The organism is Chlamydiales bacterium (assembly GCA_031292375.1).
Taxonomy (GTDB): Bacteria; Chlamydiota; Chlamydiia; order Chlamydiales; family VFKH01; genus JARLHF01.
Genome location: JARLHF010000049.1, coordinates 21,585 through 47,276 on the forward strand (window position 1 = coordinate 21,585; position 25,692 = coordinate 47,276).

The following is a 25,692-nucleotide window of genomic DNA, read 5'->3' on the forward strand; positions in this document are numbered from 1 at the left end:
AGCATGACAGGCCTTATTGCATAAATCATCTACAAGATGGTTTATGCAATAAGGCCTGTCTTAACACTATTTAAATAATTACCATCTATCATTCTGCCATATCTCAATAGTTTTAAGGAGCAAAATGACACAAGCAATTCACAATAGTGCAGAAAATTTTCAATGGGATGTTGTTAAGCTAAAATTACAAGGTCTCAAAGAAGCACGTAAAGATAACTGCTGGATTACCCATGATCTAACAACACGTTCTAATTCCTTGATGAGCAGGTTGTGTTGGCTACTTATAAAGCACTTTGATTTCTTACGGCGCTATTTTTATAACATTAATTTAGAAACATCTAGATATACTTTATTGGATATTGGAGCACATGTCCTAACACAAGATGCTGAAATAATTCAATTATTTTGTTCCGCGGTAAATAATTTTAATAGTATTGCACCAAAACATACAGTGTCATTAGCTCCTCTTTGCACAGCTATTTTAAATGATGATAAGAAATCTTTAAATCTTCCACATTTTTTTCAATCCAATAGAAAAATGGCTCAGATAATATACCCATTGTTACCTGATATAAGTAAAATTAGTTTTCAAAATTTGGAATGGCTTGCTGAATCATTCATAAAGTTAAAAGATGCCGAATCATTACAATCAATTTTTAAAGCAATAACTTTAAAGCAGGCATCGGAACTAGCTATATACATTTTAAACAAAAGAAAAAAAGAATTATGTAGACCATCACCATTAAGAGAACATTATGTATTTGCTCTTAAAAATTTAAAACAATGTCACCCCTTTTTAAAAAACTATTTTCTACTTAACCATTCCATGTTACTTCAAGGTGACGATGGTCTTGGATACGCAGCATTATCAACAGAAGGAATCCAACTAATTTTTTCAAAATTAAGAAACAAAGCATCTTTAGGAAATATGAACATACTACTTTCTAGCCACTTTGCAGAATTTCAAGAGCAATTAAGACTTATTTTCGAAGACTTTAAGAAAAATAATGACTTACAAAAATGCTGCTTTGTTATTAGAAATCGCTTAAGCACTGAACAAGAACGTCACATGACACCCATTTATCTGGAGAAGCGAGAAGGCATACTTAACATACTTATTCTCGATTGTCGGGGAGGTTTTAGTATTAGTAAATGGGACTTGAAAATAATAGAGATTATAAAAAAAGCATACATAGAAAGTGATTCTACTTCAAAATTAGAAATTTATACGCACACAGGAAGCGCTCGACAATCAGATTACTCAACTTGTAGCATATTTTCTATTCGTGATGTTGTGCACTTGGCACAAGAATCTGATGCGATTATGGCTCAGATAACTCAAAATAAAAGAGTACGAGTTAATGAACAAAATGTTTATGAAGTAGAATTTCTACCCCCAAGAATGATGGAAACTACCCAAAGCATAAAGACTATAAATCAATATACAAAACAAACTGGCACAGAAAACATGTTAATTTTTTCTAGATCAAAACCATTAGGAAAAACTCTTTCTCAGGTTCTGCAGAAACACACAGTTATGTTTAACAATGGTTTAAAAAATATGAAAATTGCTAATTTATTTCTTAAATATGAGACAATGGTTATTTCAGCAGCAATCTTACAAGGCCATTAAACCAATCCGAAGCGCTGACTTAAACGATCTAATTATACAAATTGTTTTTACAAAAGGTTGGCAAGAAATCAAGAAGATGGTAGGCTTTCTTTAGGAATAAATCAACTAAAAGTCATCTTTATGCGCTGCACGGCGTACTGTACTGCTAGTGCCTACTCTATCCAGTTTCTTTTTTCTGCTCTAAAGGCAAAAAGCAACCCAAGCATCTACAAGGATGTAGTTCATGTTCCCGTTGAGCGAAAAGATGGGATTTGTGGTGATGCTTTCTACTTTTCTTTCGGTGCTACTGTGTTTTGGGGCTTAAACGAGGAAGAAGAGCATGCTGTTTTAGAAGAGCTTAAGCCATTTGAAGAGGGAGCTCTTACTTTAAGAGAGTTTGATGAACTAACTTATGGCTACGGCCCTACTTTCAAAATACATCAAGATGAAATTACCCTTGCTGATTCATCTTCCCTTGCAAAGCTTGCTGTATCTTATGGAATTGCACAATCTGTCAAACTTGCTATCTTTGAACACTCGATTCGAGAAACGATTGAAAAAACACGCCCCCTGACTCAAAATCTGGTAAAAAAAGGCGCTATTGCGCTTTCTAGAAAAGATATCGCTAAAAAAATTGGAGAGCTTTTTATTGAGAGGAATTCCATTAATCTACATTGGGATGTTTTAGACACTCCCGAGTTCTTTTGGGAATATCCAGAGCTAGATCTGCTTTACCGTACCACTGCAAATTACCTTGACGTTATAACGAGAGTAGATGTTCTTAACAAACGACTAGATATTGTAAGAGAACTTCTTGAAATGCTTGGCAGTCAGCTCAATCATCAACACTCTTCCGCATTAGAGTGGATTATTATTATTTTAATTATCATGGAAGTGATACTTGCTCTTTCCAGAGACTTTTTACACATCTTCTAGCTTTTTATGAAATCACTTTTTATTGCACTCATTCGCTTATACCAGATTACTCTCTCACCATTTATTGGATGCAGCTGTAGATTCTTTCCAAGTTGCTCAGAATATGCTATCGAAGCCTTTCAAAAACATGGGATCTTAAAAGCTTTCTGGCTTACTCTTAAACGCCTTGCAAAATGCTTTCCTTGGAACAAAGGCGGCTGTGATTTTGTCCCCTAAGGGATTGTAAGAACCTTGCCTGTTCGAATGGAATCAGCTTTAAGTTGGTTTGCATTTTTAAGTGCCTCGACACTCACTTTATACTTCTTAGCAATGGTCCAAAGGCTTTCACCCTCTTTTATTGTGTGCGTACGAAGTTTTTTTTCAATAGTAGATGACTTTGCAGCCAAAGGCTTTGCTGGAAGCGATGATTTATTCACAACCGCTTTTGCAACCTTTGTCTTTTCTTGAATTACTTCTGCAGGAATAAAACGAGTGAGTGCTTTCATATGATCATAGGGCTCAATTAAAGCCTCTCCCATATATATGCAAAGCCTATCTGCTGCAACCTTCCAAACAGCTGTGCTTCTAGGGCTCAAGAGCAATGCCTTTGCAAAGGCTTCAGAGCGCACCGTTTTATTATCTAAAAGATTCAACATCGCAATTACGTGAGCATCGTCTAATTTTTTTACAGCAAAAGCGCCATGGGCTTGCAGCATAAATTCTGTAGCTTTTTTAGAACCCCTGCTAACATAGTCCAAGAGAAAACGCTGTTGATGCGCTACAGTTAAGTCCTGCGCTTCTTTTTGCTTTTTTGCAAAACTCTCTAGCATCTGCCAATCACCTTCTTGCAAGATCGCTAAAATTTGATGTTTGTCTATTTTAGCGTCTGCTGCCCTAAAAAGCGCCTCTGCAGAACAAAATTCGGATGATAAAAAAAATGCATCTGCAAGTGACTCAGGGAGCTCCTTAGTTTGTTTAATACGCAAAAACAATCCCTTACTTGTAAGGGGCCACTGCTCTGTTCTTGCGTAGTGCAAAATGGCTTTAAAATCTTCATCTAAAAGACCTGGGAACAAAACGATTTCAACAGAACTACCCTCTTGTTTTAAAACAGAAAAAGTACGCTGATCTACTGGCATTTTAGAAAGGGCTTTTGTAAGATTAAAATGAAAACAGGAAACAAGACAGCCAAGAGCTAAATCTCTTTCCGTAAACCCATCTTCAATTAATGTTTTACTATCAAGTTTTGCAATTAACTGCTCAAAAGAGAGCTTTTCAAACGAATGTATCACATCCGCATGAGAGCGGAAATCGGCTATAAGAGTTGCCTGCTCTACTGCGGGCTTACGCTCAAATGAATCTTCTGTATCCTTAACAAACAAGCAAAATATAGTCAGCGCTAAACCCACATTCAAGGCGACACTGAAAATCAATCCCTGTAAAAAAAAACGAGCCTGTCTAACTATACGCTTGTTACTATCGTGCATTACAATTCTCAATCGAAAAAACAGTTAGATAATAACGTTCTTATTAAGCACTTGTCAATAACATATTTGTAACATATTTATTTTAGGATACATAAAAAAAATGAATGGGATGAGACATATTTTTTCCTGTCGCCACGTTGTGGCTCTAATAGTTTTAGAATGGTTGTCCATGGGTTTCACCCGTGGCTAGCAACATGCCGCCACTTCGTGGCAAAGCTTCGCAGTTTAAAAATTATCGGCCATTTGATTAAATCACATGATCTTTTTTGCTGATTGATAACAAACTTATCTTGTTATACAATCCCTGTAATTTCACCCTCACTAACATTGAAAATAATTATGAGAATTCCCCTATCTTGGCTTAAAGAATTTATTAAAATCACACACTCTCCAGAAGACTTGAGCGAGCTTTTAACAATGGCAGGCCTGGAAGTTGATGCAATTGAGCGCACACCTGATGATGTTATCTTCGAAATTTCTTTAACACCCAACCTCATCCATACAGCAAGCATTTTAGGAGTTGCAAGAGAGCTTTCAGCGCTTACTAAAACCCCTTACCATGTTTCAAAAACAAAATTAGCTGAAAATAGTTCTATTTCAACTAATGACTTTGTTAGCGTATCTATTGACAATCAAGAAACATGCCCACGCTATGCTTGTAGATTAATTCAAAATGTCAAAGTAGGCCCATCTCCAGATTGGCTCAAGAAAAAATTAGAAGCATGCTCCATACGCCCTATCAACAATGTAGTAGACATTACAAACTATGTACTTCTCGAATATGGCCATCCTCTACATGCCTTTGACTACGATAAAATCAGTGGTCAACAAATTCATGTAAAGACCGCTATAAATGGCACTGAAATAACAACATTAGATGGTACTACAAGAACACTGTCTAACACTATGCTATGCATCTATGATAACAAAGAGCCCATTGCTCTAGCAGGTATCATGGGCTGCAAAAATAGCGAAGTCTCTGATAGCACTCAAAACATCCTTCTAGAGTCTGCTTTTTTTCAAGCCTCTTGCATCAGAAAAACGAGCAAACAACTCTTTTTAAGCACAGAAGCATCAAGACATTTTGAAAGAGGTGCAGATCCAGGGCAAGTTTTAGATTCTTTAGATAAAGCAGCTATGCTCATTCACGAAATTGCCGGAGGATCCGTTGCACAAAACCCCATCGACATTAAAAAGCAAAATTTCTTACCAAAAACAGTAACTTGCAGATTAAGCCGCATCAATGCTCTTCTTGGATCTTCTTTTAACTTAGGCGAAGTTGAAACCATTCTCAAGCGGCTAGAATGCATTCTCACATATGAAAGCCAAGATCTATTCCATGTTAAAGTGCCCACGTATAGAGGTGACATTCACTCTGAAATTGATATCGTAGAGGAAGTTGCGCGAATTTATGGTTATAACAACCTTCCAAAGCCCTCTGTCAAATATCAAAACTCAACACTTCCTCATACCCCCATCTTCCTATTCGAAAATAAAATACGTGAAAAGCTTCTCTCACATGGCTTACAAGAGTTTTTAACATGCGATCTTATCAGCCCAAAAGATATAGCTCTTATCCAAGCAGATGCGCTTTCTGTTGCAGTTCTCAACCCCACTTCCATGCAACAATCCGTGCTACGTACATCCTTGCTTCCTGGCTTATTACATGTTGTAAAGCACAATATAGACCATCAAGTGCACGACATTTTTGGCTTTGAAATAGGACGCACTCATTTCAAAGAAGAAGAGAGCTTTAAAGAAGTGTCTTCTGCAGGAATTATTTTGAGCGGGCATGTTGCACCTTTTCACTTTGATGCAAGCCCTCAAAATGTCGATTTTTTTGACTTAAAAGGTATTGTAGAAAACTTATTAGAAAGTCTTTATTTTGCAAAACCTACTTTTAAGCCTTCTCAAATAAGTAGTTTCCATCCAAAACGACAAGCTTCTTTATGGATAGAAAATTCTTGTGTTGGAATACTTGGTGAAGCTCATCCATCTCTACTAAGAACATTTGATATTGCCTCCAAAGTCCTGTTTGCAGAAATTAATTTACATGAACTACTCCTCTCTAAAAGACATGATCCCTTTATGCGTCCTCTACCGCAATTTCCTGCCTCTGAAAGGGATTGGACAGTAACACTTCATGAAAACATCCCCATTCAACATGTAATAAATCTTATCGAAAAGTACTCTTGCACTATTTTAGAAAAATTCGAATTAATAGGCCTTTATCAAAGTGAAAAACTTGGGGCTCATATAAAAAATGCAACTTTTCGCTTTTCCTACAGAAATCCTAAAAAAACCCTTTCTTTTGAAGAAGTAGAAAAAGGACATAACAATATTGTGCAATCTGCCCTCAAGGAGCTTTCATGAAAAATATTTTTTTCTTTTTATTTGCATCCACAGCAACCCTCACAAGCCCTCTTTTTTCAGCTGCACCTCCTAGTAGGGATGTAATCAAAGAGACTTATATTGCCAAATACCTGGGGCCTACATCCGAACAGGAGTGGGAAAAACGTGGCGGAAATGGACAGGTCATCAAAATACTCAGTGATGGCGTAACAGTGACATCTAGCTATACAAACCACCACCTGCAAGGTAAAACCACCTACACTTATCCACACACAAACATACCTCAATTTAGCGAAAATTATGAACAGGGAAGGCTCATAGGTAAAACGACATATTTTACTTCAGGATTACCTGAAAGCGAAGAAAATATTCTTTCAAATGGCCTTCTTAAAATCTCATCCTGGTATACAGATGGCGTACCATCCAGCGTAGAAGAATGGAAAGGCACACAGCTAGTTACAGGAAGCTATTTTGACAAATCTTCAGAAAAAGAGTCGTCTGTACAGGAAGGAAGGGGTATTCGCATTGCAAGAGATGCATACGGAACACTTATTTCAAGAGACACTTTTGCAAACGGACAAATTGTCAGAAAAGAAACATTTTATTCATCTGGAGAGCCAAAATCTTCTACTCCCTACATCAATGGCAAAATCCATGGATTAGTGCGCACCTATTTAATGGGAGGAGAGCCTCTATCTGTTGAAGAATGGTCTCAAGGCCAAAAGCAAGGTGCCTGTACTCAATTTGAAAATGGAGAGCCCCATATAACAGCTTATTTTGCTAACGATCAAAAGCATGGACTGGAACAACATTTTAAAAATGGCACACAAGTTGTAGAAGAAATTCACTGGAAGGAAGGCAAAAAACATGGGCTATCATGTGTATACATCAACGGAGAAGCGCATGAACAGTGGTACTACGAAGATAAGCGCGTAAATGCCTTTACTTACCAATTTTTAACGCCCGGTCAAGGCAATAGAAAAACGTGAATCGTCTTACAGAAAGCACTTTTATTGCGAAAAAACCCGCAATTACTGTTCTTGTAAAAACAGATGAAAACAATCTTATTATTCGAAGTGATTTATCTATTAATATTAATAATCAATTCGAATTAATATTCGAGTCATCCTATCTATCAAAAGAGTTGCTCGATGAATTGCTTAGTTCACTTTTTGTTTACGCAACACAAAAGAAAAGCCATTTTTCACAACACCTCTTTTTTCCGGCAAAGTTTGCCCCCTTCACAACAACTGTATATTCTCTGATGAAATCCCTTCCCTTTGGACAATCTCTCTCATACCAAGAGCTTGCAGAAATGGCCGGTAGCAAGCAAGCTCAGCGCGCCGTTGGATCTATATGCAAAAATAATCCCTTTCCCCTCTTTGTTCCTTGTCATAGAATCCTTGCGAATAAGCAACTACTAGGTGGCTTTTCTGCAGGAGGCTTAGATGTAAAAAAAGAGCTCCTTGCTTTTGAAAGTATACCCTTTATTGGCATGTAATTTGCTTAATACTCTATGAAGCCTTGAAATTCAAAGGGCAGGAGGTAAATGTATGCGCAAAACACGATTATTAAAAAAACTTGCTTACTTAGAATTTGTAAACGACCAATTGCTTACTGAAATTAAATATGTAGATCGTCTTTTAAAACTAGTTGGATTTCCAAATGGCTTAGAAACTGTAAAACAAGCATCCAAAGAGATTTTGAGCGATCGAAAGAAATAAATATGCTAAAAAAAACAAAACACAATAATCACCTAGAAAACCACGGTAAAAACACTTCCATAATATGTTTTAAAGGCAAAACTTTCAGAAAGCTCATAGGCTCTAAGAATAACGTTTTCAACTTTTTTTTAGAATTTTGAAAAAAAATGATAGCTCTTTATATAGAGGTTGTACTATAGATAAAAATATCGTTACATAGCAGACACTTGTGTGGTCGCAGTAGCGTTTGTGTCTACAATCCTATAGTGGGATGAACATTTGACACTTTAACGTTTAAAAAATCAACTTCCTACAAGGAGTTTTTCTAATGAAAAAGACTGCAAAACTATTTTCAGCTCTAGCTCTATTAACAGTAGCAACTCTTGCTCTAACTGGCTGCAACAGATGTTGCCAACCAAACAATTGCTACCCATCAAATTGTGATTGGAGCTGCAACCCATGTCCAGCACCTTGCGACACATATTGTGCGCCTGTTTGCAATCCTTGCCCAGCACCATGCCCAGCACCTTGCAATCCATGCCCACAACCATGCAATCCTTGCTGCTATTAATCAGCAGACTTGCTGGATAAGCATACAAGAACTGCCCTTTGAGGGTAGTTCTTGTAACGTTATAAACTAGTTAGTAAATCTAACCATTCTTCTTCAGTGAGCTTATCCTTTTCTGACCCATCTTCCAAGATTTCTTGGATAAGGCTTTTCTTATGAGCCTTTAGCTTCATTATTTTTTCTTCAACGCTCTCTACCGTAACGTATCGCTTAGCAATCACCTTTTCTTTTCTGCCAATGCGATGAGCTCTGTCGATTGCTTGATTTTCTACCGATTCATTCCACCAAGGATCATAAAGAAATACATAGTCCGCAGCAGTGAGGTTTAAGCCAACACCTCCTGCCTTCAAACTAATTAAGAACACCTGCATTTCAGGATCCTCTTGAAATCTTGTAACTAGCTCTTCACGGTTTTTTGTTGCACCGTCTAAGTAGAGTACACCTCTTTTCTGAACCTGCATCTCTTTTAAAAGGATTTTTAAAAAGGCTGTAAACTGGCTATACACCAATACTTTAGCTCCCTCATCGCATACAGTGGCAATATCTTCAAGTAATGCACTCCACTTACCTCCACCTACAATACCCCCTTCGTATTCATGCGATACAACAAGTGATGGATGAGAGCAAATTTGGCGAAGGCGCAAAATCGCTTCAAAAACTTCCATTCTATGCTCTTTTATCCCATCCACCGCGATCTTCTTTAAGAGGCCAGAGCGAATGTTTGCAAGAAATGTTTCGTACATCTCTTTTTGTAAAGGTTCCATCTCCACCCATACAACCTGTTCCTGTCTCTCTGGAAGATCTTTTGCAACTTCCATTTTTTTACGCCTCAAAAAAAATGGCTTTATCATCTGTTTTATGTGCTTGAGATGAGAAGGATCTAAAATTTCAAACTCTTTTCTATCTGGCAAAAGACCTGGCATCAAAAAATAAAACTGCGACCATAAATCTCGAAGGTGGTTTTCTACAGGCGTACCCGTAAGTGAAAGCTTACAATGAGCCTGCAAGGAAAATGCAGCTTTTGCAGTTTGCGTATCAGGATTTTTGATATTTTGAGCTTCATCCAAAATGACAATGTGAAAAAACACCTTAGAAAGTAGTAATTGATCGATCCTCAAAATAGCATACGTTGTAATGACAATAGAGCATGCATTAAAAGACTCTATGTCTGTAAAACGAGCATCTCCTTGGTGCAAGTAGATGGGAGTATTTTCTAAAAACCTCTCAATCTCACGCTTCCAATGGAACACAAGAGTTGTTGGCAAAACAATTAAAACAGGTCCTTTTATTCTAGATAAAAAAGCAAGCACTTGAACTGTCTTTCCAAGGCCCATATCATCTGCCAAAAGTCCACTGAAGCCAAACTCTTCTAAAAAACAAAGCCACTGAAAACCTAAACTTTGGTAGTGGCGCAATTCTGCTTTAAAATGCCCAGCTGGTAAAAGATCTGGTAATGGCTTGCCATCTTTAAGGCTCTCCTGACAGCTTCTTATTTTTTCAAGCAGAGGAGATTTCTTACATTCCTTCCAAAAATCCTCTAATAGACCAAAGTGCGCGCGCTTTATACGAACACTCATCGCAACCACTTCCATGCTCTCAAAAGCTTTACTATCACTCGCACTAAATTCAAGCAATCCCGTATAGCCCGGATTATTTAACTGTACAAAGTGCTCTCTTCGGTTGAATGCGCCTATAACATCTTGTACATCTGCATCAAATGCTTCATAAACGTATTTACCTTTCACTAAAATTTGTTGATTTTGAAGATCAAAGTCTAATGTTTTATCTGTTTGTCGTATAATTTTACGTCCCTTAACATCTAAAACTGTCCAGCCACATTCGAGCAAAAAAAGAATACTTTTAGATACTTTATCAAGCGGACAATAATAAGTAGATGTCCCTCTTGGACTATATATAAAGTCCGTTTCTAACAGATCTTTCTCATAGCCTTTCTCGCAAGTAGTATTGCGATATGCCAGAGGTTCTTCTAAAACGTCAATGACTCGTTGATCACCATAATCCATCCATAATGTTGCAAAAGAGCCCAAACGATCTGTTAGCTTAAGGACTGGAAGAGAATCTTGTGCTTGTAAAGAGCCCTGTGTGTGCAAGGAAAGTGCAAGCCTTGGAACTACAGAAAAATCCCCTTCATTACATTCATCCAAAAGTGTTTCTTGCTTTCTTGCATCGAGGGTGCATGGTCCTTTTATTACCTGTGAAATCCAACGAGGCGCCATCTCTCCTTTGATAAAACGCAATGTATTCTTAAAAATAAACCAGTGGGGAGGGCCTAAAAAAATAAGATCACATGCTATGATAGGCATAACCTCATTCTCTAAAGATAGGTGTCCAGAGATTTCAAATTGAGCATGAACGTTATTTTTTCCCTCATAAAAAAACTCAACCGGAGAAAAAAAATTACAATAGAGTTTTTTTTCCTCAAAATAGAGTTTGCCACTTGCTGCAAGTTCTTTGAGAAGAGATACTACTTTTGATCGCTCTATTCTTATCGTATTTAATACAATCGTTTCACTAGATTCCACTCTACCGCAGGATCTTGCGTACCTCATTTCTTCCTTAGCAAGAGCTTTGATCAGCTCTTTTTCATTTGCATCTACCATCTCTATCAATGCAGGAAAATAGAGGTTTTTCTTTTTTCCAGGCAGTATAATTTGAATTGTGAGGTATTCAAACGAAAGCGGTTGTTGTTTACCTATACAGTACATCATTTTTAACCTGAGTTTTGGACTTAAATTGGATATGCTACACTCTTTTTTCTATTTTTTGAATTTTTTTCTCAAAATGAAAATACTGAATTTCAAATAGATGCGTAGCAAAAACCCATCTAGAGGCCTATCTGAATAAAATTTTAGTGAGGAAAAATCATTTCTTTAAAAATGTGTAGCTTCTAAATGCAACTTGTAATATAGAAATGTTAACTACTACTGGTATACGCCTCTTTGGCACCATTAGTTGAGAAAAAGCTTCAGCTCTTCTTAACCTTCTTAGCAAAAACTAAGAAAAATTAAGAGTCCACTCCTTGCACAACATAGAGTGAACAAAAACAAAGAGGTGAATAAGAGAAAAAAGCTGCGATTATTACAAATGAGGTTTTTTTTACTTACTAAATCAGTAAATCAAATGACCAAAAAATTCCAATAAGGAGTTCATACATGCAAAGACCCCGAAAATTGTTATCATCCCTAGCCTTGTTTACTGTAACAGCAGTAGCTGGGCTTATTATCTCTGGATGCTGCCGCAATAGCTGTTATGACAGCTGTTACCCAGCACCTTGTGCACCAACATGTGCTCCTGTGTGCGCACCTAATTGTGCACCACAGAACGGCTGGGCCCCATCAGGGTATCAGAACAATAGCTATCGCTTAGATTACAATTCTAAGTTACAATTTGGCCAACAACAGTATTATAATAATAGCAACCAAGGTGGCTATTATCAAAATAACAACGCACCAGCGTATGCTCCAAGCACACCTGTAGGAAACTGTGGAGCAGGAAGCTGTTCTGTACCTACTCCAGTATGTGCACCAGCACCTGTTTGCGCCCCTGTTTGTGCACCAGCACCTGTATGCGCACCTGTTTGTGCACCAGCACCTGTTTGTGCACCTGTTTGCGCACCAACACCAGATTGTCCTAATACAGTAACAATCAACACAGACCTTATTCGCATTACAAAAAAATTCCCTCCAAAAGTTGACCTCAACCAAGAATTTATGGTTGAAATGACAGCAACTGCTTTGGATAATGCGTCTAATGTTGTGATCACAGAAACAGTTCCAGCAAGCTTGTCATTTGTTCGCAGTGAACCTGGAGCAACTGCAGGTGCTGATCACCTAGTATGGAACATTGATGCAATTAAAAAAGGCCAAACACAAACAATTAAAATTTTCTTCAAGCCAACAGCTTGCGGTGAAGTTTGTGGATGCACAACTGTTACAGCAGTGCCTTTCATTTGCGCACCTGTTTTTGTTGGATGCCCATGCATCACATGTAAAAAAACAGGACCTACAAGAGTTAATTGCAATGAGCCAATTGATTTCATGATCACTGTTACAAACACAGGTACAGCTGTTGCTAAGAATGTTCTTGTAACAGAAAACCTTCCACCAGAAGTAGAGCATGCAAGCGGACAGAGAGTTCTCAAGTTCCCACTTGGCGATCTTTGCCCAGGCGAAACAAAGCAAATTTGTGTACGTGTAAAAGCTTTAACACGCTGCATTCGCGTATGCAACCAAATCACAACAACATCTTCTAACTGCGAAGGCAGTGGTTGTGAGTGCTGCTTAGACATTTGTCAAAACATCGTTTCTATCAGAAAAACTGGTCCTTGCGAACAGTATATCTGCAAAAATGCTGATTACCAAATCGTCATTAAAAACGAGGGTGACAACGTTCTACATAACGTAGTTGTAACAGACTATGCACCTGCTGGAACATCTATTGTGATGGCTCCTGGTGCTAATGTTTCTTGCAACAACGCAACATGGTGTGTACCTTGCTTAGGTCCAAATGAAGAAAAAGTATTCAACCTAAAACTTACTTCTACTGTATGTGGAACTTATTGCAACAAAGCATCTGTTCGTGCATCTGATGGATGCGGTGCAGACACACAAATTTGCACTATATGGAAAGGTTGCGGCGGTATCTGCACAAATGTATGTGGCTGCGAAGGATCTATTTGCCTTGGCAACTTTGACACATACAAAATTACTGTAAGAAACCAAAGCGTTGTAGCTGACAAAAACGTTGCAATCGTTGCAACATTCAGCCCAGAACTTCAACCAGTTAGCGCAAATGGCTCTACTGCTTGCACAGTTTCTGGACAAACAGTTACATTCAAACCAATTCCTTCTCTTGGACCAAAACAAGTAGCTGAATATACAGTTAAAGTTAAAGGTGTAGCAGCTGGAGATGGACGTGTAAAAGTTTCTACAATGTCAGACTTCTTGACAAGACCACTTGTTGATGAAGAAAGCACACAAGTGTACTAGTAGAAAACAGCTCAATAAACCCTAAAGTTTACTTGAGATAAAAAGGGGCGGATTTACAAAATCCGCCCCTTTGCTTTTTTAAAGCTTATGTTATATCATAGCTCCTGTTATCAAAAACTTCGAAATATATTTATGAAAAAATTACCTTTATGGAAAGAAGCTTCTTCCTTTGGTGAAGCAGAAAAAAACTGGGATGAAGGAGCAAAAGCTGCAAGAAAGATCTGTCCCTTAAAAATTCCTAAATCTCTACCCTCCATGGTAGGCATCACTCCTGAGACTCAAAAAGGTCTCAAGTGGAAAAGCCTAAAATGGATGATAAAAGAAGATAAAAACAGAGCCATCCTTAAAAATATTTTACAGCACCCTTTCAAATACCCTTTATCTTTCTTAAAATCAGTTTTCAAAAAAAGCTCTTATATTAGAGATGATGATTTTTTTCTTTATGGGATCAAAAATGTAGATGAATTCAAAATTCTTTTAAAAAAACCCAATGTCCTTTTAGTTGCAGGCTTTTCTTATTGTCATAAGCCTCACGAATGCCCCTCTGGTCGTTTTACAACTAGTTGTATTCATGATAGCGAAAATCCCGTCTGCAGACAATGCTACATTGGTAAGTGCGTCAATGCCCTTCCAGAAAACAATGTAAAACCCCTCTTTATTACCACGATCCACTACATTGGTGAAGAAATTTTTAAACTTGTGCACGCAAATCCAAACAAACAGGTCATCTTTATCATCACAGCTTGTGAAATGACCCTTCAGATGTTTGGAGATTTTGGAAATATGGTAGGGATCAAAGGAATTGGTGTAAGACTCGACGGGCGCATCTGCAATACCATGAAAGCTTTTGAATTATCAGAGCAAGGCATCAAGCCAGGACTTACTGTTGTTCTTGACCATACACAAAAGCGTATTCTCGACTTACTCCGCTTGCTCTAAATCCTGAATTCTTTGAAGGATAAACTCCTCATATTTTGCAATAGCTACTTCTGGATCGCTAAGGCGCTCCTCTTTTGAAACCATCAACATCTCCTGAATCAGACATTGTAAAGGACTCTTTTTCATATGCTCTGGAGTAATCGTAACAATCTCTCCTTGTTGCAAATTTATTATTGCTCGCATCTGCTTTCTAATAGCCTTTTTCTCATCTCCAGATTCATTCCGCAAAATCCAATGGGGATGTTTTGCATAATACATCTCAAATAGTGCACAACCAAGAGCCCACATATCCTCAGAAACGCTTCTTAAAAAAGGACTTGATCCTCTTTCAAAGCTCTTAGCATATTCTGGAGAAAAGTATATAGGTGTTCCACTAGCTACTTGTAGACGCTCATGATTGCTACTTCTGCAAGATAGGCCAAAATCACCAAGATATCCAGAGCATTCTTCTTTGCCTGTATTTGCATCACGGGTAATGTCAACAAAAATATTATCTCGCTTAACATCTAAATGAAGGATCTCTCTTGCTTTACATCCTTTGAGCCCATAAAGCACGTCTAGCGTAATTCTTAACTGATCTTTTTCCAAATAGTCATATTCTAATCCCTCTTCGTTTTTTTCATCTAAAGCGCCAAGCCTATAATAAGGTTGCTCTAAAAAAGCTTTTTCGCATCCTTTTTTGCCTCCTATAAAGTTTAAGCTTAAAGCACTTGCAACCCCCCTTACGCCTTCTAGCTCCTTTAAAACCCCATACTCTCTTTCAATATCCGCTCTCAATTTGAGCGTATCTGCTTTAGAAATACCTACAACAATCATTTCCTCTAAATTACAACTTACGGCGGTGCGAACCTTGTATTTAAAAGTCCCTGGGCAAAACGTATAATCTCCAAGCCTCTTCTTATTAAAATGTACCCGAACATCGCCATCTCTCAATACTTCAATAGCCCTTGGAAGCTTATTTGCAGAGGCCCCTTTATAGACAAATCCATCAAGACTCTCATATGCCTCAGCTAGCAGTGCCTCATAGTTTGTTTTGATGTAATGATAAATATCTGCAACATCAAATAGGGAAAGACTTGGGTAGCATATCTTTGCAGCCCTCTGAAAACCTTTTGCTTTTTCAAGACTTGGAGAGTATTCCAAATCTAATGTTACAAAACTATGAGATGTGACAGTACTCACGATGGCTCCTATTTTTTTCTAAAAATTCAATTCTTTCAAGGAAAAGCCTTTCATATTTTGCAATAATGACTCCTGGATCTGTAAGACGCTTATCCTTAAACACTGCTAATAAATCACAAATCATATACACCAAAGGACATTCTTCCACTGGAACATCTGGGGGTATAAGTTGTAACATATTCTTCACCATTGTTCTTACCTGCTTCCATGAAGTCACTCGTGTTTGTGGAAACCAAGGAGGACTATAATTAAAACACAGTTTATATAAAGTGCAACCCAAGGCCCACATATCATCAGAAAATTCTCTTAAAGGCATCTCTAAATTCCTTCTACGGCATCTGGAAACTTCCTCAATGTATTCAGGAGAGAAAAACGCAGGTGTTCCAACCAACACTTCTTTTAAACGATCTATTTCATCTTTTCTACAATAAGAACCAAAATCACTTAAGTGAGCTGAATATTCTCTTTCACCTGTAATTGCATCTTCATTAGAAATACCAATAAGCACATTACCCGGCTTAATATCTCTGTGGATAATTCCATTTGCTTTACACTTTTTAAGCCCATAAAGCAAATCAAGCGTTATCTTCAATCGATCTACTTCTGAATATGCTTCAGGATTATTTAAAGAACCCATTTCATAACAAGGTTGCTTTAGAAAGGCCTTTTCTTGATTTTCTTTACCACAAATAAAATTCAAGCTCAATGCACTTGCAATACCCCTTGTTCCTTCTAATTCTTTTAAGATCACATATTCTCTTCCAATGCTCTCTCTTAAATCGGGATTATCCGCTTTAGCTACAGCTATACTAACTACTTTTCCTAAATCACAGCTTATGGCTGTACGAACTGTTTTATATGTTCCCTCACCAAGTAAACGGTCACCTAGCCTCAGCTTATTGAAGTGCACAAGCACATCACCTTCCTTTGAAACTTCAACAGCCCTTGGAAGGGACTCAGAAGCCCTCTGATAACCAGGTTTTCCATCTTCTTTGCTGGCCGCCACATGCAATTCCTCGAAATTTGTCTCAATGCAAGCAGAAATTGCTTTAATTTCATCAGGGAAAAAGGGATAACTATTAGGAGCTGCTTTTACAATGCTCTCAAAAGTTTTTGCTTTTTTTGAGCCAACAGAGCGCATCTGAACATCCTGCTCTTTAAATTGCATTAAATTGCCTTCTATACAAGCCTTATAAGCGTCGCTTTGCTCAATATTAAAGCATTTTGCTATATCTTTAATTTTTGCAAGAACAATATGTAATTCACCACTCTCCTCAGTAACCACACGCAAGGGTACTTCACGCATCTGAGGATTATAGGAAACTCCTTCATACAGCTCTAAAGTATCAGATGCTTCTTCTGAAGTAATAAATCTTACAGAAATCTTGTTTTCTACGGATTGGAAACAAGATAGAGTCAAATGCGAAGCGATAGGGCTTTCTTCATTTGGATCTTTAGTAAATGAACCCCTTACGCAAGCAAGAGAAGAGAGTGGTTCTAAAAAATTACATACAACAGCGCTCATAATCTATTTACTCTTCTATTTATAAAGGTGTTTTTTTCTAAATGGCTTATGCGTATCTTCTGCATGATAGGGTCTAAGTCTTTCCGAATGAACGCAACTTTCCTGGCAACACCCCTTGTGAGTATGTAAGCAGGTAAGACAACATAAGAAAAGCTCATTACAGTCCATATTAGCACAGTTATAATAGGTATCAGAAAGCGATTTACAATGACGACAAGAGCCAATAATCTCAGATCCATCCTCATTGCCAACACTAATTGCAAGACGATCATCAAAAACAAATAATTTCCCAACCCAGTGCTTATGCCCAACTTCTAAGCCATATTTAATGACGCCCCCTTGCAACTGATAAACGGACTCAAAGCCTTCTTCCATCATAAGAGCAGAGTAAAGCTCGCAGCGAATGCCACCCGTGCAATACATCAAAACTTTTGTTTTTTTGGGATCTCTTGTTTTTTTTAATTCTTTTGCAAATTGTGGAAATTCACGAAATGTTTCAAGAGGAGGTAGTAGTGCGCCCTCAAAATAACCAATCCTTGTTTCATAGTTGTTGCGCGTATCAATAAGGACGAGATCTTCATCTCGATTATCTAGCATACTTTCCCACTCCTTTGCAGAAAGGGGCTGACCTCTTTTTGAAAGATCAACATCTTTATCCATTGCAACGAGCTGTTTTCGCACCTTTACTGTCATCTTAGGAAATGCATTCTCATGATGTTTATGAACTTTAAACTCCATGTCTTTAAAGCGAGCATCATCATGCATCCAATGCATATATGCATAGGCATCTTCTTTGAGCGCGCTCATTTGACCATTAATCCCTTGGTGGGAAATGTAGATTCTTCCGCTGACATCTCTCTCTTCAAAAAATGTCTTATGCTTTCTAACTTCATCTTCTGGATTTTCGATGGGCGTAAAATAATAATAGGCAAGAACCCAGTACTCTTTAGATAAGGATGTCATATTTTCAGTCATGATCTTAAAAGCTTTAAAATAAATTATAAACGCTGCCAGTGTATCAGCAATTTCTTATTAAATCAAGAAATTTACCTTGCGAAAAATAAGAAACTCTAACTAATATACTGGATCTATAAATGCAACTTTCTAAAGATTCAGGAGAAATAATGGCTCGATATACAGGTCCTAAAAACCGTATTGCACGTCGTTTTGGCGTCAACATCTTCGGACGCGACCGCAATCCACTTATCCACAAACAAAATCCTCCAGGCGTACATGGCGCTCGCCGTAAAAAGAAGTCCGATTTCGGCCTTCAACTTGAGGAAAAACAAAAGCTCAGGGCTGTCTATGGCATGATTAGTCAAAAACAACTGGTAACTTATTATCACAAAGCTATCAAAAAGCAAGAAAATACAGCTGAGTGTCTTCTTGCTATGCTTGAATGCAGATTAGACAATATCGTTTACAGACTCAAGTTTGCCGGAACTATTTTTGCAGCTCACCAACTAGTTGCGCATGGACATGTGCTCGTCAATGGAAAAAAAGTAGATATTCGCTCTTTCCAAGTACGTCCTGGCATGGTTGTTTCATTAAAAGAGAAATCAAAAGAGATCGGAGCTGTAAAAAAAGCTCAAGAAAGTGTACGAGAAATTCCTGAATATTTGTCCTTAGAGGCAAACGGCGCCGGAAAGCTCCTTTCGCTTCCAAGCCCAGAGCAAATCTCTCATCCGCTTCCTTTAAATATACCTCTTATTTGCGAGTTTTTAGCTCACACTAACTAAGTTTTGCTGCCTTAAGCATGTTAGAGATTAACTTAATTGAGCCTTTTATATAAAGGCTCAATTTTTATATATACACAAAGTTCGGAGTGCCACCTTGAAAAACAAAATCCTACCAACACTTTGCCTATTTTCATCTTGCCTACTAAACCCTTTTACTTGCACTGCAACACCTGCACCGCAAGCTTCTGATCACTATAGTGATATCTACCCTTCCATTATACAAACTATCGCATCCACCTCCGTCTTTAGTGGGGATCGACATGGACAGTTTGAAGGGGATCTTTTAACAACACTATCCGATGGGTCCACTTGGAAAATACACCCTGACTCACGATCAACCTATGAGTCTTGGCAGGTAGGAGATCATGTGCGCGTCAAACTACGCACAGAGTTTTACTGGTTTAAACGAGAACACAAATTTGAACTATTTAATCACGACCGTGGGCAAACAGTTAAAGTCATGCTTATCAAGCATAAAACAATACCAGGGCCTTTAAAAATCATCTCTACAGAAACATATGCAAAGTCTACTCGTACTATTCAAGAAACAAAAGAGGTTCTTAAAGTAAAAGAAGATGGGACAACAAAAAAAGAATATGTAATTGAAACAAAAGAAGAGCCTTGTGATTTTCGTAAAATACTATCTCTCAATGATGGCAGCACTTGGGTAATCAAAGAAAATCTCAACCAAGTTCAGCTAGGATCCAGAGTATACATAGGCGCTCAAGGCGTGCCTGGACAATTTTATGATTACGTTATCATTACAGGCGACCAAAGAGAAGCTCTTTCTACCAGAGCAAGACACCAATAACTATAAATTGTCGTCGTAGATGAAAAATTAGTCGCGACTAATTTTTCATCTACAGACTTCTTTCGAAACCACAATTCCTCGCCTCTGCCCCATATACACACATCATTAATGATGTGTATAACTCAGGTTATGCAAAAAGTCTAATTCTCAAACCAGCTCTTTTTTCTTTCTTAGGGTGAGCATTGCGACAATATCTTCTGCAGATATAAAGAAGGAGATGATTACAAAAACAACAAAAAAAGATACCCCCTGTATAACAAGAGAGGCTAGTTGCCAAGAAAAATGCCGCTCAAAATTAGGTGTTATAGAAGAAATAATTATTGACAGTGTCCTATCTTTCAGCAATATACCAACAAACAATGTTACAATAGATGCGATCATACTAGCAATACCTACTTTGCCAATGCATCTACCAAGCTCTGTAAGCCAACCATTTCCCTTTTCGATGACTGAAGACATAAAAAAACAGTTAAAGTAGGCTGCAAGACTCGTAGCAACAGCTACGCTTACTGATGAAAAGCCAAAACCAAAAATAAAAAGGGCGTTTAGACTTGCATTGATTACCATGGAAAAGAAAGAGGCTTTTGCAGATTTTTTAAAGTTACTCTGTGCAAAAAAAGCTGTTGCAAAAAGTAAAACAATGGTCATCGGAACAAGACCTATACAATAGCCCCACAAACAATAAGTAGTCTCTTGGATGGCTTTATCAGAAAAATCTCCCCTTCCAAATAAAAGGGTCACACTTGCACTTCCGAGCACTAAAAATGCAAATGTAATAGGAACCATAAGGCTTACAATACGTTTTAGACCTAAAAGTAGAAGCATATTATACTTTTCCTTATCTAGAGCTTTTAATGCCCTAGAAAGAGAAGGCAAAAGAGCTCCTGAAAATGCAACACCCAAAAGTGCAAGAGGAAGCTGTTGAATACGAATGGCATACCAAAGATATGCAGGTCCTTCTAAGTCTGCACTTCTTGCAAATATAGGATCTAAGCTGCTGTTCACCTGCGTTGCACTCACACCTATAACACCCAAAAGAAGTGGTCCTAAAAGCCTGCGAACATCCACTGAAAGCAACTTTATAGATGTAAAAATCTGTTTTCCAAGCGCTTCTCGAATAAACTTCCAGCTATAGGGCAAGGTAAGTGCCCATTGAAAAAAATAAGCAATCACTAAGCAGAGTGAAAGCGTACTCATTGCCACTATGTAGTCTTGATCTTTAAGTAGAAAGGCCGACCCCATCCAAATTACATTAAAGGCAACGGGTGCAACACTTGGAAGAAAAAATCGATTTTCACACTGAAGAAGAGAGGTATTCAGCCCATAAAGACAGATAAAGACAATTCCTGGAAACATGAGGGCTGTGAACTTCAAAATCTCTGCATTGTCTTGCTTTAGATCACCATATTCCAAAGTAAGCCATAAAATAGATTCTACTACTAATGTAATCAAAAATAAAAGAGCTGTTAGAGAAGCGCTCAAATCTCTAAAGAAAGTAGCTGCGCGCTTTGTGCTTTCAGCACGCAAAGATTCAAACTCAGGAACAAATGCCGACTGCATTGCACCTTCTCCAAGAACGCGTCTTAAGAGGTTAGAAAAACGAAATGACATCAAAAATGCAGCAAGCGCTGGATGACTTCCAAACACAAATGCCATCATCATATCTCTTCCCATACCAGAACATCTACTTAGCATCGTACCAGAAAAGAAATACTTAACAGCCCTTAGAACTGACTCAGAAGAGTCTTCCTTCATGAACATCTCATTTTTTTTTGCAACACCCAAGGTTACATTCTAAGAGGAAATATTATCCATCAAAACATTCGATTGACAAATTTAAAAATTTAACAGAATATCAGGAAAGAATTTGATTCAGAAAAAAGGATGTCTAGAAAGATGTTAAAGATCATATTAATTGTCTTAGGTTTAATTATTTCTTGTATCGGTATAGCAGGATTTATCTTCCCTGAAATCAGCTACGATGCTCAAAAATCTCTATTTGAAATAGGGCCATGGAATGCAAAACTCGATGTGACTCACATCGTTCACATTCCTAGAATGTTCAGTGGAGCATCTCTTGGTCTTGGACTTTTAATTCTTATTTTTGCATCTCTCAAGAAATCAAAATAAGAAAATGCAAAAAAGCGCAGAAAAGCTTCTTATTGGAGCGCATACCTCCGCCGCAGGTGGTGCGTACCGCGCACTCTTGGAAGGAAAAAGCATTGGTGCAACCACCATTCAATTTTTTACAGCAAATCAACGTCGCTGGGCGTCCAAGCCTTTAGATCAAGAATCCATTGACTTATGGTACAAGACGCTAGAAGAGACAAAGATTCGGTCTGTAATGAGCCATGCAAGCTATCTTTTAAACTTAGGGGCTCCAAATCCCGATAACTTGCAAAAAAGCAGACATTCTTTCAAAGAAGAATTAATGCGCTGTATCTCTCTTGGAGTTACATTTTTAAACTTTCATCCAGGAGCATCTCTTGATGAGAGCAAAGAAGCATGCCTTGACAAGATCATTGAAAGCATCCTAAGTGTTCAAGATCTTGCAAATAACGGACCTACTACCCTGCTCTTAGAAACTACAGCTGGTCAAGGATCCTGTGTAGGTGCTTCTTTTGAAGAGCTTGCCTATATCATAGCTGGGGTAAAAAAATATATACCCATCGGTGTTTGTGTGGATACTTGTCACATCTTTGCAGCCGGCTATGACATTCGCACAAAACAAAGTTTAGACAACACTCTCAAACAATTTGATGAAATCATAGGCCTTTCTCATTTAAAAGCCTTTCATCTAAATGACTCTCTTGGAAAGCTTGGATCACGTAAAGATCGACACAAACCACTAGGAGCTGGTGAAATTGGCATTGAGTGCTTTAAATGCCTCATGCAAGATCCAAGAACTTGCATAACTCCTAAATATCTTGAAACACCAGATGGCCCTCCTCTTTGGAAAGAAGAAATCAAGATGCTACGCGAATTTTACACTCATCATTCTTAGGTTTCAAAAATCAGCTACTTAATAATTTTGTTTGCCAGAATCCTTAAAAAAGGGATTTGCGGCATTTTAAATGCCGCCGAGGCTTGCTAGAACAAAGAGGATTCGCAGCGCAAGAGCGCACACAGTGCTTTGCACGGGAAGCGATGAGCACGCGAAAGTAGAGCGCAAGCGATACGCTCCTCACAGTTATAGTCAAGTCCCCTTCGTGGATCATGAGCTTTCTTATCGTTAACAGCTATTTTTTCAGAAATCGACATTGTAATGATTTTTTAAATTTTTCTGAGCAATTCCCGCAGCGGGAATTGCTCAGAAAAATTTATGTATATATAAACTATCTAGTTAAGTTATGCTGCTCCTTTTGTTTTTACTAAAAAGAGATGAGCTATGCGAACAAAAATCAAACAAATCTTTCAAAGAGACCCTGCAGAGATCATAGACACCCCTACCCTGGTTAAGGGATGGATAAGAACGGTGCGCTCTCAAAAAACTTTTACATTTATCGAAATCAATGATGGATCTACTTTTTCTAACTTACAAGTTATATTTGAATCTTCCCACCCAAACTATGATACACTTGTTGCAACGCTCTCAACAGGATCAGCAATTAGTGTAAATGGTATCATTGCAAAAAGCCCTGGAGCAGGGCAAAAAGTAGAACTTGTTGCAAAAGAATTAGAAGTTATTGGCACATGTGATCCTGCAACGTATCCTCTTCAAAAAAAGCGACACTCTTTTGAATTTTTAAGAACTATTGCCCACCTTCGTCCAAGAACAAATACTCAAGGAGCTATTGCAAGAGTTCGTAACGCTCTTTCCTTTGCAACACACAAATTTTTCCAAGAGATGGGCTTTCTCTACGTGCACACCCCCATCATAACAACTTCTGACTGTGAGGGCGCTGGTAAGCTCTTTCAAGTAACAACTCTGGAAGCTGAAAAACCACCTCGCACACCAGATGGGAAGATAGATTATTCCAAAGATTTTTTTGGAAAGCCTGCCTATCTAACTTGCTCTGGGCAGCTCAACGCCGAAATCTATGCTTGTGCACTCTCTGACATCTACACCTTTGGCCCTACATTTAGAGCGGAAAATTCCAATACCTCTCGGCATTTGGCAGAATTTTGGATGATTGAGCCTGAAATGGCATTTGCTAACTTAAATGACAACATGGAATCTGCAGAAGCCTTTCTAAAATACGCTCTTACCTATCTTCTTAAAGAGTGTGCAGAGGACATCGCCTTCTTTGATGAGTTCATTGAAAAAGGACTTATCAAACGCCTAGAGAATGTCATCACATCTCCTTTTGAGCGTCTTTCTTACACAGAATCCATTAAACTTCTAAAAAATTCAGGGAAAACTTTTGAGTTTCCAGTAGAATGGGGATGCGATCTTCAATCGGAACATGAGCGCTACCTTGCAGAAGAAGTTTTTAAAAAACCTGTCATCCTCTTTAACTATCCCAAAGAAATTAAGGCTTTCTACATGCGCGGCAATGAAGATGGTAAAACAGTTGCTGCCATGGATGTCTTAGTTCCAAAAATTGGAGAGCTCATCGGCGGCAGTCAGCGCGAAGAGCGCCTTTCTGTATTAGAGCAAAAGCTTGAAGAGTTTAAGCTGGAAAAAGAAGCTTACTGGTGGTACTTACAGCTACGTGAGTATGGAAGCATTCCTCATGCAGGCTACGGCATTGGATTTGAAAGGCTTGTACTCTTTGCAACGGGCATGGAAAATATCCGCGATGTAATCCCCTTTCCCAGATACCCAGGAAATGCAGACTTTTAAACACCAAGTAAAACTAGAGGATTTTGATAAAAGCGCGCGCTTCTTAAATTTTCCTTATCTAAGAAAAATGCTATTTGATTTTCAACAGATTCTGTAATGTATCTGTCTATCACGCTAATCTCTGAAAGTTTAGATGAATTATTTTGTTCTACGATTTTATTCATCTGATCCACATTCAAAAGGGTAATGGAATCAAAAGCATCTAATTCTGGGTCTATGTTTCTTGGCACACTCAAATCGATTAAAAGCTGTTTTTTTGAAGAGAGCCTCTCATTTTTCAAGAGGAGATACTCTACTGATTTAGTACCAACAATTACAACATCGTAATTAATCCAACATCTTTTCTCTTGCCAGGCTATAGTTTTGATTGGGATTTGAAAAGCCAATCTATCTAAATGTTCTAAAGTACGATTACAGAAGGTAATATTTTTAATACCCTTGCTTAAAAGTGCTCTACATACTTTAATATTAATCTCTGATGCGCCCAAAAACAGTATTTTGCTCTCTTTAATATCTTGCATGTGGTTTTTAGTGACCTGTAAAATAGCTTCTTCTAAAGATGCAAGCCCCTTACCCATCGGAAAGCCTGTACGTACATCTTTTCCTATTTTCAGACTCTTTTGAAAGAGAAAATGTAATTCTCTTGGCAAATTATTGTATTGCTTTACGGACTCATAAGCAGACTTTACCTGTCCTTGAACTTCTGTTTCTGCGATGATTGCACTATCCATACCAGCAGTTACTTTTGCAAGATGCACAAAACAATCAAAACCAAAATAAGAATAAAGTTTATGCTCAAACTCCCCTTCTATATCATAGCGCAACACTCTTAATAAATAACTATGTGTTACTGCCAAGTCATCAGAGCTAAAATAAATTTCTGTTCGATTACAGGTAGATAAAAGTACAAAAAAATGATTAGAATGTGCCGATCTTCCAGGAGAAAACCTTCTTACACAGACTTTTGCAAGACTTTCTCTGAGAGATAACTCCGCTGATTTATGATTGACTCCTAAAACACCTATTAGCATGTAATACATCCTTTAAATACAAACCTGGTCTTA

The 25,692-nt window shown here is 38.0% G+C and carries 22 protein-coding genes; 15 read left to right on the forward strand and 7 right to left on the reverse strand.

Annotated elements, in window-relative coordinates; genetic code table 11:
* The first annotated feature begins 124 nt into the window (after nucleotides 1–124).
* The 3 genes from P4L16_06170 to yidD are packed head-to-tail and all read left to right on the forward strand — an operon-like array spanning nucleotide 125 to nucleotide 2,764.
* Nucleotides 125–1,633 carry a hypothetical protein gene (locus tag P4L16_06170; GenBank protein MDR3624708.1) on the forward strand — a complete coding sequence of 503 codons (1,509 nt, stop codon included), beginning with the start codon at nucleotides 125–127 and terminating at the stop codon, nucleotides 1,631–1,633.
* Nucleotides 1,634–1,690: 57 nt separating this feature from the next.
* Complete coding sequence (locus tag P4L16_06175) at nucleotides 1,691–2,548, forward strand: RMD1 family protein (protein MDR3624709.1); 858 nt, start codon at nucleotides 1,691–1,693, stop codon at nucleotides 2,546–2,548.
* Nucleotides 2,549–2,554: 6 nt separating this feature from the next.
* Nucleotides 2,555–2,764: a membrane protein insertion efficiency factor YidD gene (gene yidD / locus P4L16_06180; GenBank protein ID MDR3624710.1), complete on the forward strand. Its 210-nt coding sequence runs from the start codon at nucleotides 2,555–2,557 to the stop codon at nucleotides 2,762–2,764.
* On the opposite strand, the gene P4L16_06185 is transcribed toward yidD, so the two are convergent.
* Nucleotides 2,761–4,014, reverse strand: coding sequence for a LysM peptidoglycan-binding domain-containing protein (locus tag P4L16_06185; protein MDR3624711.1), 1,254 nt, complete (start codon nucleotides 4,012–4,014; stop codon nucleotides 2,761–2,763). The genes yidD and P4L16_06185 overlap by 4 nt on opposite strands.
* Nucleotides 4,015–4,353: 339 nt before the next feature.
* Between P4L16_06185 and pheT the strand changes: the two genes are divergently transcribed.
* The 5 genes from pheT to P4L16_06210 all read left to right on the forward strand — a co-directional run bounded on the left by pheT (nucleotide 4,354) and on the right by P4L16_06210 (nucleotide 8,710).
* Nucleotides 4,354–6,387: a phenylalanine--tRNA ligase subunit beta gene (pheT, locus tag P4L16_06190; GenBank protein MDR3624712.1), complete on the forward strand. Its 2,034-nt coding sequence runs from the start codon at nucleotides 4,354–4,356 to the stop codon at nucleotides 6,385–6,387.
* Nucleotides 6,384–7,355 (forward strand): hypothetical protein, encoded by a 972-nt coding sequence (locus P4L16_06195; protein MDR3624713.1) that lies wholly within the window; start codon nucleotides 6,384–6,386, stop codon nucleotides 7,353–7,355. Before pheT ends, P4L16_06195 begins: the two co-directional genes overlap by 4 nt.
* Nucleotides 7,352–7,867 (forward strand): MGMT family protein, encoded by a 516-nt coding sequence (locus P4L16_06200; GenBank protein ID MDR3624714.1) that lies wholly within the window; start codon nucleotides 7,352–7,354, stop codon nucleotides 7,865–7,867. The genes P4L16_06195 and P4L16_06200 overlap by 4 nt, the downstream gene beginning before the upstream one ends.
* Before the next feature lie 52 nt (nucleotides 7,868–7,919).
* A complete protein-coding gene (locus P4L16_06205) occupies nucleotides 7,920–8,090 on the forward strand; it encodes a hypothetical protein (GenBank protein ID MDR3624715.1) in 171 nt (56 codons plus the stop codon).
* 419 nt (nucleotides 8,091–8,509) lie between these two features.
* Nucleotides 8,510–8,710, forward strand: a complete 201-nt coding sequence (locus P4L16_06210) for a hypothetical protein (protein ID MDR3624716.1) — start codon at nucleotides 8,510–8,512, stop codon at nucleotides 8,708–8,710.
* Here P4L16_06210 and P4L16_06215 read toward each other — a convergent pair.
* Nucleotides 8,700–11,366, reverse strand: a complete 2,667-nt coding sequence (locus P4L16_06215) for a DEAD/DEAH box helicase (protein MDR3624717.1) — start codon at nucleotides 11,364–11,366, stop codon at nucleotides 8,700–8,702. The genes P4L16_06210 and P4L16_06215 overlap by 11 nt on opposite strands.
* 444 nt (nucleotides 11,367–11,810) lie before the next feature.
* Between P4L16_06215 and P4L16_06220 the strand changes: the two genes are divergently transcribed.
* The gene (locus tag P4L16_06220) at nucleotides 11,811–13,646 is read left to right on the forward strand and encodes an OmcB family cysteine-rich outer membrane protein (protein MDR3624718.1); all 1,836 of its coding nucleotides are present in this window, start codon (nucleotides 11,811–11,813) and stop codon (nucleotides 13,644–13,646) included.
* Nucleotides 13,647–13,778: 132 nt separating this feature from the next.
* Nucleotides 13,779–14,585: a hypothetical protein gene (locus P4L16_06225; protein ID MDR3624719.1), complete on the forward strand. Its 807-nt coding sequence runs from the start codon at nucleotides 13,779–13,781 to the stop codon at nucleotides 14,583–14,585.
* On the opposite strand, the gene P4L16_06230 is transcribed toward P4L16_06225, so the two are convergent.
* From P4L16_06230 to P4L16_06240, 3 genes are read right to left on the reverse strand one after another with little or no spacing between them, the layout of a single operon-like run.
* On the reverse strand, nucleotides 14,568–15,767 hold the full coding sequence (locus P4L16_06230) for a protein kinase (GenBank protein ID MDR3624720.1): 1,200 nt from the start codon (nucleotides 15,765–15,767) through the stop codon (nucleotides 14,568–14,570). The genes P4L16_06225 and P4L16_06230 overlap by 18 nt on opposite strands.
* Complete coding sequence (locus tag P4L16_06235) at nucleotides 15,745–17,292, reverse strand: protein kinase (GenBank protein ID MDR3624721.1); 1,548 nt, start codon at nucleotides 17,290–17,292, stop codon at nucleotides 15,745–15,747. The genes P4L16_06230 and P4L16_06235 overlap by 23 nt, the downstream gene beginning before the upstream one ends.
* Before the next feature lie 15 nt (nucleotides 17,293–17,307).
* Nucleotides 17,308–18,267: a rhodanese-related sulfurtransferase gene (locus P4L16_06240; protein ID MDR3624722.1), complete on the reverse strand. Its 960-nt coding sequence runs from the start codon at nucleotides 18,265–18,267 to the stop codon at nucleotides 17,308–17,310.
* Nucleotides 18,268–18,416: 149 nt separating this feature from the next.
* Between P4L16_06240 and rpsD the strand changes: the two genes are divergently transcribed.
* Both rpsD and P4L16_06250 read left to right on the forward strand, forming a co-directional pair.
* Entirely contained in the window at nucleotides 18,417–19,031 is a 615-nt protein-coding gene (gene rpsD / locus P4L16_06245; protein MDR3624723.1) for a 30S ribosomal protein S4, read from the forward strand.
* A gap of 94 nt (nucleotides 19,032–19,125) precedes the next feature.
* Complete coding sequence (locus P4L16_06250) at nucleotides 19,126–19,842, forward strand: hypothetical protein (GenBank protein ID MDR3624724.1); 717 nt, start codon at nucleotides 19,126–19,128, stop codon at nucleotides 19,840–19,842.
* A gap of 147 nt (nucleotides 19,843–19,989) precedes the next feature.
* Here P4L16_06250 and murJ read toward each other — a convergent pair whose 3' ends face one another.
* On the reverse strand, nucleotides 19,990–21,597 hold the full coding sequence (gene murJ / locus P4L16_06255) for a murein biosynthesis integral membrane protein MurJ (GenBank protein ID MDR3624725.1): 1,608 nt from the start codon (nucleotides 21,595–21,597) through the stop codon (nucleotides 19,990–19,992).
* Nucleotides 21,598–21,738: 141 nt separating this feature from the next.
* Between murJ and P4L16_06260 the strand changes: the two genes are divergently transcribed.
* The 3 genes from P4L16_06260 to asnS all read left to right on the forward strand — a co-directional run bounded on the left by P4L16_06260 (nucleotide 21,739) and on the right by asnS (nucleotide 24,628).
* A complete protein-coding gene (locus P4L16_06260; protein MDR3624726.1) occupies nucleotides 21,739–21,972 on the forward strand; it encodes a hypothetical protein in 234 nt (77 codons plus the stop codon).
* Between the two features lie 4 nt (nucleotides 21,973–21,976).
* A complete protein-coding gene (locus P4L16_06265; GenBank protein ID MDR3624727.1) occupies nucleotides 21,977–22,846 on the forward strand; it encodes a deoxyribonuclease IV in 870 nt (289 codons plus the stop codon).
* Nucleotides 22,847–23,230: 384 nt separating this feature from the next.
* Nucleotides 23,231–24,628, forward strand: a complete 1,398-nt coding sequence (gene asnS, locus P4L16_06270) for an asparagine--tRNA ligase (protein ID MDR3624728.1) — start codon at nucleotides 23,231–23,233, stop codon at nucleotides 24,626–24,628.
* On the opposite strand, the gene P4L16_06275 is transcribed toward asnS, so the two are convergent.
* Nucleotides 24,625–25,659, reverse strand: coding sequence for a hypothetical protein (locus P4L16_06275; GenBank protein ID MDR3624729.1), 1,035 nt, complete (start codon nucleotides 25,657–25,659; stop codon nucleotides 24,625–24,627). The two genes, asnS and P4L16_06275, sit on opposite strands and share 4 nt — an antisense overlap.
* Nucleotides 25,660–25,692: the final 33 nt, after the last annotated feature.